Below are 9,225 nucleotides of genomic sequence, written 5' to 3' on the forward strand. Positions count from 1 at the left end.
CGCCACTTCACGCTCGCCCGTCAGTTCGGGCGAGACATCAGCGCCAGGCGCACGGCCAGCACCGTCAGCAGCGTCGCCAAAAGTGCCCAACAGCGCGTGAATACCGCAGCGATCAATGTGAGGACGCCGCCGAGCAGCATCAATCAGCCACGCCGATACCCAGGGCCGACGCCATGCCCACGCGCCAGCCATGGGTCACGCCATGGCTGATGACAAATGCCATGTTCGGCCCCGGCCACAGCAGCAACAGCAAAACAGCACCGGAAAATACCGCCAGGGTTGCGAGATCGATCATGCGCGCGCCCTCCATGGGAAAAACCGGCAGATTAAGCCGCCCTCCCCGGCCAGACAAAAATTGTGCTGGATACATTGTTGCGCACCAACTTTTATGCAGAACCGCACAATTTTATAGTGCGTTTGAAAAGCAACTTCCGATCCCGCCAAAACCCCGCCCGCACGGCACTTAGCCCGCCCCGTCACACCCTCTTTGTCCCCCTTTCCTACTGCGAATAGAAAAAGGTTTTACCTTTAAGCAGGAAAAATCCTGCATTTGTTCCTACACTCAAAAACACACCCCAATACCGAATTCCCGGACAAGGAATGTCAATAAAATGTCGAAAAAAACACCAGTAAAGCTGTCTAGTACGGCACCTCCGCACCATCGTCAATTCATTGACTAAATTCATAAAGGAACACTCCTTTAGCCACTACCCCCGCAAAATCCCTTCAAATGGATCGCTGCACAGATATACACATTTGAATTGGTAGTTGCGTATTACCCAGCGTAGTCGCAGTTCGAATTGCCCTCTAAAGCAGCCCGCTGTTTTATTGAACAAACAACCGAACAGCAGAGTCTGGAGTGCAATGAGGGATGTTTTTATGCGAGAAAAGTCGTCCGTCGACAGCCTGTTTTTAACGCGCGCCGGGTTCGTCGAGTTCTTTGTTGTTTTCGTCAAGTTGATCCATGGTCTTACGGCCATTTTGCCCCCGCTGGTCCTGGTGTTATTCCTCGACCCGATGGACCCGGAGTTGCGCCCTCATTTTCTGGGGTTGCTGGTGTTTTTTGCGGTCCTGACCATCATTCTGTTCCAGGCCTTGGGCATCTATTCCGAGGAGCTGTTCAGCAATCGGCTGCGCTTGAAAACCAAGATCAAGGCCTGGTCGGCGGCGTTTTGCATCCTGCTGTTCATGTACCAGATCCTGCAATTTTTCCCGCAGTTGACCCCTCGAAACCTCACCGCGTGGTACTTCGCCAGCCTGGGTTTGTTCTGCCTGGAACGCCTGTTGATGCTGCGCCTGTACCGCAAGCTGATGCGCGCCGGCAAATACCTGCAGCGCACGGTCATCCTGGGCTTTACCGACACCGCCGTGCACGTGGCCGATCACTTGCAGCGCAACGGCGATATCCGTTCCGGCCTGGTCGGGTTTATCGACGACCGCACCGAGCGTATTCCCAAGGAGCTGAGCAGGCTGCCCTTGCTGGGCAACACCCGCGACCTGGAAAAACTGATCCGCGCCGAGCAAGTCAACCAAGTGATGATCTGCCTGCCCTGGGCCGCCGAGCAGCGCATCCACGGCTTGGTCAACCGCCTGCGGCAGATGTCGGTGAACGTGATGCTGGTACCCGACATGGCCGCCTTGCGTTACGGCCACAGCCGCATTACCGACGTGGGCGGGATCTTGATGTTCAACACCTCGCAATTACCGCTGCGCGGCTGGTCGCCGGTGATCAAGCGCCTCGAGGATGTGTTGCTGGCCAGCCTGGCGCTGGTGTGTCTGTCGCCGGTGATGGTGGCGACGGCGATTGCGATCAAGCTGGATTCCAAAGGCCCCATACTGTTTCGCCAGAACCGCTTTGGCTACAACGACAATGAAATCCGCGTGTTCAAGTTCCGCTCGATGTACACCGACCAGAGCGACTTCACCGCCGAGCGCCAGACCACCCGCCAGGACCCACGCATCACCCGCGTGGGCCGCATTATCCGCAAGACCAGCATCGACGAGTTGCCGCAGCTGTTCAACGTGCTACTGGGCAACATGTCCATGGTCGGCCCACGCCCACATGCCACGGCAACCAAGGCCGCCGGTGTTCCCTTTGAAGTGGCGGTGAGCGAGTACAGCTCGCGGCACCGGGTAAAACCCGGCATCACCGGCTGGGCGCAAATCAACGGTTACCGGGGTGAAACCGACACCCTGTTCAAGATCCAGAAACGTGTCGAGTACGACCTGGAGTACATCTCCAAGTGGTCGGTGTGGTTTGACTTGTACATCGTCTTCATGACGGTCCCGGCCGTCCTTTCCACCAAGGAAGTCTATTGATGAATACACTCAACGGATTAATTCCCTGCATCATTTCCGGTGGTTCGGGCACGCGGCTGTGGCCGGTGTCGCGGCAGAACATGCCTAAGCCCTTCATGCGCATGCGCGATGGCCAGAGCCTGCTGCAGAAAACCTTCCAGCGTGCGGCCAAATTGCCCGGCGTGGAAAGCGTGTTGACGGTGACCAACCGCGACCTGCTGTTTCGCACCCTGGACGACTACCGCCTGGTCAACAAAGCCCACCTGCCCCTCGACCTGCTGCTGGAGCCGTTCGGCCGCAATACCGCGGCGGCGATTGCCGTGGCGGCGTTGCATGTGCAGGAGCATTTCGGCGGCGACGCGCAGTTGCTGGTGATGCCTGCTGATCATTTGATCCTGAATGAAGTGGCGTTTGCCGAGGCCGTGACCCAGGCCCGTGATCTGGCTGAAGCCGGTTATCTGGTGACCTTCGGCATCCAGCCCGACCACCCCGAAACCGGCTTTGGCTACATCGAACAAGGCGAGCCGCTGAGCACCGGCAACCGGGTCAAACGGTTTGTCGAAAAGCCCGACCTGGCCACCGCCCAGGCCTACCTCGACGGCGGCAAGCACCTGTGGAACGCCGGCATGTTCTGCTTCAAGGCCAGCACCCTGGTCGACGAACTGGCCGCCCACGCTCCCGACGTGCTCGAAGCTGCGCGCGCCGCGCTGGAGCACAGCCAGGCCCTGCAGAACAAAACCTCGCGCCAGCGTGAACTCGATGCGCAGGCGTTCGGCAGCGCGCCGGACATTTCCATCGACGTGGCGCTGATGGAAAAATCCACCCAAGTGGCCGTGGTGCCTTGCGACATCGGCTGGAGCGACATCGGTTCCTGGGAAGCCCTGCGCGCCCTCACCCCGAGCGACGCGCATGGAAACCAGATCAATGGCGAAGCGATCCTGCATGACGTACACAACTGCTACATCGACTCGCCCAAGCGCGTCTTGGGCGCCGTCGGCGTGCGCGACCTGATCATCGTCGACACCCCCGACGCGCTGCTGATCGCCGACGCCAACCGCAGCCAGGATGTGCGCTACATCGTCGCCGAGCTCAAGCGTCAGAACCATCCGGCGTACAGCCTGCACCGCACCGTCACCCGGCCGTGGGGCACCTACACCGTGCTCGAGGAAAGCAGCCGGTTCAAGATCAAGCGCATCGTGGTCAAGCCACAGGCCTCGCTGTCGCTGCAGATGCACCACCACCGCAGCGAGCACTGGGTAGTGGTCAGCGGCGCGGCGCAGATCACCAACGGCGAGCGCGAATTCCTGATCAACGCCAACGAGTCCACCTACATCCCGGCCGGGCACAAACACCGCCTGACCAACCCCGGCATCATTGACCTGGTGATGATCGAAGTGCAGAGCGGCGAGTACCTGGGCGAAGACGACATCGTGCGCTTCGACGACATCTACGGGCGTGCGCCTGCGTTGGACGTAAAAAAATAATATGCGCACGTCTCTGATCATCCCGACCCGTAACGCATCCAGCCACCTGGCGCGCCTGCTGCCGGCGCTGAAGATGCAAACCCTGCAACCTGACGAGATGCTGGTGGTGGACAGCGCCTCCAGCGACGACACGGTGGCGCGCTTTCGCGCGTTCGGTGCGCGGGTCGAGGTGATCGATGCCCGCGACTTCAACCACGGCGGCACCCGGCGCTGGGCCAGCGAACAGGTGAGCGGCGATGCACTGATCGTGATGACCCAGGACGCGATCCCCGCCACCCCCGAGACGTTCGCCAACCTGCTCGCCGAACTGCAGCAGGACCCGCTCAACGGCGTCGCCTACGGGCGCCAACTGCCGCACCCGGAGGCCGGTGTGCTGGGCGCGCAGTCGCGGCACTTCAACTACCCCGAGCAGAGCCGCAGCAAAAGCCTGGCCGACGCGCCGGAGCTGGGGATCAAGACCTGCTTCAGCTCCGACTCGTTCTCGGTCTATCGGCGCAGTGTGCTGCAGGCAGTGGGCGGCTTCCCGGCGGATGTGATCGGCAGCGAGGACGCCTATGTGGCGGCGCGCATGCTGCTCGAAGGCTACAAGGTGCGCTATGCCGCCACGGCGCTGGTGCATCACTCCCACGATTACAAACTCATGGATGAGTTTCACCGTTACTTCGACATTGGTGTGTTCTACGGCCGCGAACCGTGGATCAAGCAGGCCTTTGGCGATGCGGGTGGCGAAGGCAAGCGCTATGTGCTGGCCGAACTCGCTGCCCTGCGCAAAGCCGGTGCCTTGCACCGCGTACCGGAAGTGCTGGTGCGCAGTGCATTCAAATTGCTCGGCTACCGGCTGGGCCATCTTGAGCGCCGCCTCCCCCTCGCCCTCAAGCGACGAATCAGCATGTTTCCCGGTTATTGGAGGTGAGCAGCATGACCTACAGGAAGTTTCCCTTGATCAAACCTACCGTGCTCGCCCTGGCCATGCTGGCCCTGGCCGCCTGCAACACCCCCGCGCGCATTGTCCCGCCGGACGACCGGACCGTCGAAGACGGCAAGCGCGCCCTCGACCAGCTCGCGCAACTGCCGCCGGCGGTGGAACGCATCCGCATCGGCGACCAGTTGCGCATCGTCCGTGATGCCGGCGAGATGCCGACGCTGTCGGCGTTCAACGTCAGCACTATCTACGAGCTGACGCTGTACACGGTGCAGAACGACGGCAAGATCAACTACCCGTTCCTGGGGCCGATCCAGGTGGCGCGGCGCACGCCCGCCGAGGTCGCTGCGGACCTGACCAAAAGCCTGACGCCGATTTATCGCGAGCCACGCGTCACGGTCAACATCAACCAGGCGCCGGGCAACTCGGTGATTGTCGGCGGCGCGGTGAACAACCCGACCGCGGTGCAGATCGCCACGGCCAATACCCTGGAGCAAGCGATTGTCGGCGCCGGCGGGGTCAACCCATCGGGCAATGCAAGCATGGTCGCGCTGCTGCGCGAAGATGCCCAGGGCGCTTACCACGCCTACTTCCTGGACTTCAGCCAATACCTCAAGACCGGCCCCAACGGGCGCCGACAAGTGCCGTTGCAACGCGGCGACGTGGTGTTCGTACCCAAATCCAACGTGGGCGAGCGCATCCAGGGCGTGGATACCTACTTGAACCAACTGATCCCGTTCACCAAATCCATCGGGGTTGGCTACAACTACTCGCGAACCAGCGGCGGCAATAACTAAAGGAGCGACATCCCATGATCGAGATCCGTTCTTTTCGTGATCTTCTGCGCCTGTTCTTCATCTTCCGCCACGAGTTCAAACTGGCCGCCATCGCGGCGCTGGTGATCATTTTGCTGGGGGCATTTCTGCTGCCGGCCAAATACGAATCCACCGCGCGCCTGTTGGTGAAACCGGGGCGCGATTCGACCCTGCCGATCGAGATCAGCAACCGCCAGGCGCTGGTCATGCCCAGCACCCAGCGCGACCCGATTGTCGATGAAGAACGCTTGCTGACCGGGCGCCCGATCGTGCGGGCGGTGGCCGAGCACTACCTGGAGGTGATCGACAACGCACCGCCGCCAGAGGGCTTCGTCAAGAAGGTCAAGCACTACGTCAAGAGCGGTATCGGTGCGGTATTCGACGGCCTGCGCGTGGTGCTGGAAACCGTCGGTGTGGTGGAAAAAACCACCCCGGTGGAACGCCTGGCCGCCAGCCTCGAGAAGAGCTTTGAAGTGAGCCACGCCGCCGGTTCCACGGTGATGGACATCAGCTTCACCTGGGGCGACCCGGAAATTGCCCAGGCCGTGGTCAAGGATTGGGTCGAGACCTACATCAACGAACGCACCCAGGCCTTGGGGCGCAAGAGCCTGTACGCGTTTTATGAAGGCCAGGCGGCCACCAGCGCCACCCAGATCAAGAGCCTCAAGGAGCAGATCCTCACGCACTTGAACGAGATCGGTGCGGCAAGTATCACTGACCGCCTGGAAGATTTGTCCGAGCGCATCAATGTGCTGCGTGGCGAAACCTTCAACACCACGCGCCTGATCGCCTCGTCCGACAGCGCCATTGGCAGCACGCGCACTCAGCTCAAGGGCCAGCCCAAGGAAGTGACCACGGTGCGCCAGATCGCACTGAACCCGCAGCAGCAGGATTTGCGTCGCCTGCTTAACCAGAAGTTTCTCGAACGCGCTGACATGATGCGCACCTACACTGACAACGCGCCGCCGATCAAAGCCCTGGATGCGTCGATTCGTGAGATGCAGCGCCATGTCGAGAGTGAGAGCAACACGGTGCAGGCCTCGGAAAACCGCGCGCCGAATACCCTGGAAATCCACCTGCAGCGGGTGCTGCTGGATGAGACGAGCAACAACCTGGCGTTGCGCACCCAGCTGGTTCAACAGCAGAAGCAACTGGTGAACCTTGAAGACCAACGCAAGCAAGCCCTGGAGATCGAACCGGAGCTGGCGCGGCTGTCCCGCGAGCTGAATGCCACCGAGCGCAACTACGCGCTGTACGTGGACAACCTGGAAAAATCGCGCATCGACCGCGAGCTGGATAACAGCCAGATCAGCAACATCGCGGTGATCGAAGAAGCCACCCTGAACCCGGGCCGGATCTTCCCGAAAACCCTGGTGATGCTGGTGTTGGCGATCCCGTTTGCAATCGTCGTCGGGCTGCTGGTGATCTACCTCTGCTACCTGCTGGACCAGCGCATTCACGACGGTGGCCTGGTGGGGCGCAAGTTCGGCCTGCCGCTGTGGACCACCCTGCCGGAGCTGGACACTACCACCGCGCAAAGCACCAACGCCTTCAACGCAAGCATTTACCGACTGTACAGCCTGTTGCAACCTGCGCGCATTGCCGAGCACGGCGTGACGCTGGGGCTGACCTCGGCGCGTCATGGCGAAGGCGTGACCTTTGTGGTGGAGCAACTGCGCCAGTTATTGGGCGAGAACGGCATCAATGTGCGGGTCGGCGGGCTTGAACCGGCGGCGCCGGGCGAAGTGGTGCTGCTGGACGCCTCGGCCTTGCTCGACAACCGCGACGCGTTTATCACCCTGCGCCGCGCCGACCTGATCGGCCTGGTGGTCGAAGCCCGCAAAAGTACCGTGCCGGTGGTGGAGCATGCGCTGTCGATCCTCAACACTGCGTTTGGCAAGGTGGACGGCATCATCATCAATCGTCGCAAGTTTGAAGTGCCAAGCAAAGTGCTGCGCACCATCGCCAAATACCGGGGGGCGTTCTGATGCGGATCGCCCTGCTCGCCCCGTTGCCGCCGGAAAAAAACGGGATCGCCGACTACGCGAACCATTTCCGCACGGCGCTGGAACACCTTGGTGTCACGGTGGTCACGCCGTTGGCCGGGGTGGCGGGCAATTCCGAGGCGATCAAACAGGCCGTCAGTGCCTTCGACTGGCACACTGTGGACCTGGTCCACGCCGAGCTGGGCGGTGGCCGCCTGGGCGAGTTCCTGGCCCTGCGCGAACTGCGCAAGGCCTACCCACAGCTGCCGCTGACCGCCACCGTGCACGACCCGGAGCGCATCGTCTGGCGCCGCGAGCACTTGCCGTTTCCGTTGAACCTGCTGGAACGCTTGCCCAACCCGTTGCCCCAGGCGGCGGTGGTGCTCGCCGACCCGCTGACCCTGCGCGAGGAACGCCAGGTAGCCAAGGGCCTGACCCGGCTGGTCACCCTCACCCGCCTGGGCGCCGACTGCCTGAGCCAACGCATGCAACTGCCACCCGGCAAAGTGGCGGTGATCAACCACGCCAACCTGGCTGTGCCAGCGGTGCCGCTGCCCTCGATTGAGACCCTGCGCCTGCTGTACTTCGGCTTTATCTACCGTGGCAAAGGCATCGAAGACCTGGTGCAGGCCCTGGCCAATGTCTTCGAACAAGCGCCCCAATTGCGTGGCCGTGTGCGCCTGACCCTGGCCGGCGGTACGGCGGCGGAAATGGCCTTTGGCGCCGGCGGCAATTACCTGGAGCAGCTCAATAGCCAGATCGCCGCCCTCGGCCTGACCGACGCCATCGACTGGCGGCTGAACCTGCCGGCCGATGAAATTGCCCAGACCATCCAGGCGCACCATGTGATGGTGCTGCCCTATCGCGAATCGAAAAAACTCGGCCTGCTGGGACGCCAGCGCGGCACCAGTGGTGCACTGTCCTGGGCCACCGCCTGCGGGCGCGGCGCGATCACCTCGGACGCGCGGGCGTTTGCCGAGGAAGTCGCCAGCGGCAACGGTGCGATTTACGCCGAAGGCGACGTGGCGGCACTCGGCGAGCAACTGCTGCGCCTGGCGCGAACCCCGCTGCTGGCCCGGGACTGGGCCGAGCGCGCCGGCGAAATCGGTCGCGAACGTCTGTGGCCGCTGACCGCGCAGAAATTCAAAGCGCTGTTCGAACAGGCCATCGCGGGAGACAACCATGGCGCGTAAACGCACCTACCTGGCCACCCTCGCAGTGGTCGTCGCCTTAAGCCTTACCGCGTTTTTGTGGGGGCGCCAGGCGGATGCCGAGAGCCACGTGCTCAAGGGCAGCAAGGTCGTGGTATGGAAGGACTTTTTGGGGGTGAACGCGCAGTTCCTGTGGTTCAGCCCCGCGCGTTACCAGATGCAGATCGACCGCCTCAAGGCCCTGGGCCTGGAATGGGTGCGCCTGGACCTGCACTGGGACCAGTTGGAGCCGGTGGAGAACCAGTACCAGGTCGCCACCCTCGACCAACTGGTGGGAAACCTGCAAACCAACCAGCTCAAGTCGGTGTTCTACCTGGTCGGCTCGGCGCCCTTCGCCACCACCGCGCCCGCCGGTGCACCCTATCAGGACCAGTACCCGCCCAAGGACCCGAATGTGTTCGCCAACCGCATGGCGCTGTTGGCCCAGCGCTACCCCAGCGTCAACGCCTGGCAGGTGTGGAACGAGCCCAACCTGCTGGGCTTCTGGCGCCCGGTGGCCGACCCGGCCGG

At 62.2% G+C, this 9,225-nt stretch carries 8 protein-coding genes and 1 pseudogene; 7 read left to right on the top strand and 2 right to left on the bottom strand.

Annotated elements, in window-relative coordinates:
* On the bottom strand, positions 1-192 hold a 192-nt coding region (locus WBR57_RS10900), incomplete at its 3' end, for a hypothetical protein (protein WP_424083833.1).
* Positions 143-295: pseudogene (locus WBR57_RS10905) on the bottom strand (LysE family transporter); the annotation flags it as partial. The pseudogene WBR57_RS10905 and the gene WBR57_RS10900, both read right to left, overlap by 50 nt.
* A 584-nt stretch (positions 296-879) precedes the next feature.
* Between WBR57_RS10905 and WBR57_RS10910 the strand changes: the two are divergent.
* From WBR57_RS10910 to WBR57_RS10940, 7 genes are all read left to right on the top strand, one after another.
* A complete protein-coding gene (locus tag WBR57_RS10910; RefSeq protein ID WP_424083834.1) occupies positions 880-2,319 on the top strand; it encodes an undecaprenyl-phosphate glucose phosphotransferase in 1,440 nt (479 codons plus the stop codon).
* Positions 2,319-3,782, top strand: a complete 1,464-nt coding sequence (locus tag WBR57_RS10915; RefSeq protein WP_424083835.1) for a mannose-1-phosphate guanylyltransferase/mannose-6-phosphate isomerase — start codon at positions 2,319-2,321, stop codon at positions 3,780-3,782. Before WBR57_RS10910 ends, WBR57_RS10915 begins: the two co-directional genes overlap by 1 nt.
* A 1-nt stretch (position 3,783) precedes the next feature.
* Positions 3,784-4,695 (top strand): glycosyltransferase family 2 protein, encoded by a 912-nt coding sequence (locus WBR57_RS10920; RefSeq protein WP_424083836.1) that lies wholly within the window; start codon positions 3,784-3,786, stop codon positions 4,693-4,695.
* 29 nt (positions 4,696-4,724) lie between these two features.
* Positions 4,725-5,501, top strand: a complete 777-nt coding sequence (locus tag WBR57_RS10925) for a polysaccharide biosynthesis/export family protein (RefSeq protein ID WP_424083840.1) — start codon at positions 4,725-4,727, stop codon at positions 5,499-5,501.
* Between the two features lie 14 nt (positions 5,502-5,515).
* A complete protein-coding gene (locus WBR57_RS10930) occupies positions 5,516-7,507 on the top strand; it encodes a GumC family protein (RefSeq protein WP_424083837.1) in 1,992 nt (663 codons plus the stop codon).
* Positions 7,507-8,697, top strand: coding sequence for a glycosyltransferase (locus WBR57_RS10935; protein WP_424083838.1), 1,191 nt, complete (start codon positions 7,507-7,509; stop codon positions 8,695-8,697). The genes WBR57_RS10930 and WBR57_RS10935 overlap by 1 nt, the downstream gene beginning before the upstream one ends.
* A partial coding sequence (locus tag WBR57_RS10940) for a beta-galactosidase (RefSeq protein ID WP_424083839.1) occupies positions 8,687-9,225 on the top strand: 539 nt, incomplete at its 3' end. The genes WBR57_RS10935 and WBR57_RS10940, both read left to right, overlap by 11 nt.

The sequence above is a fragment of the Pseudomonas sp. genome (assembly GCF_049590575.1).
Lineage (GTDB): Bacteria > Pseudomonadota > Gammaproteobacteria > Pseudomonadales > Pseudomonadaceae > Aquipseudomonas.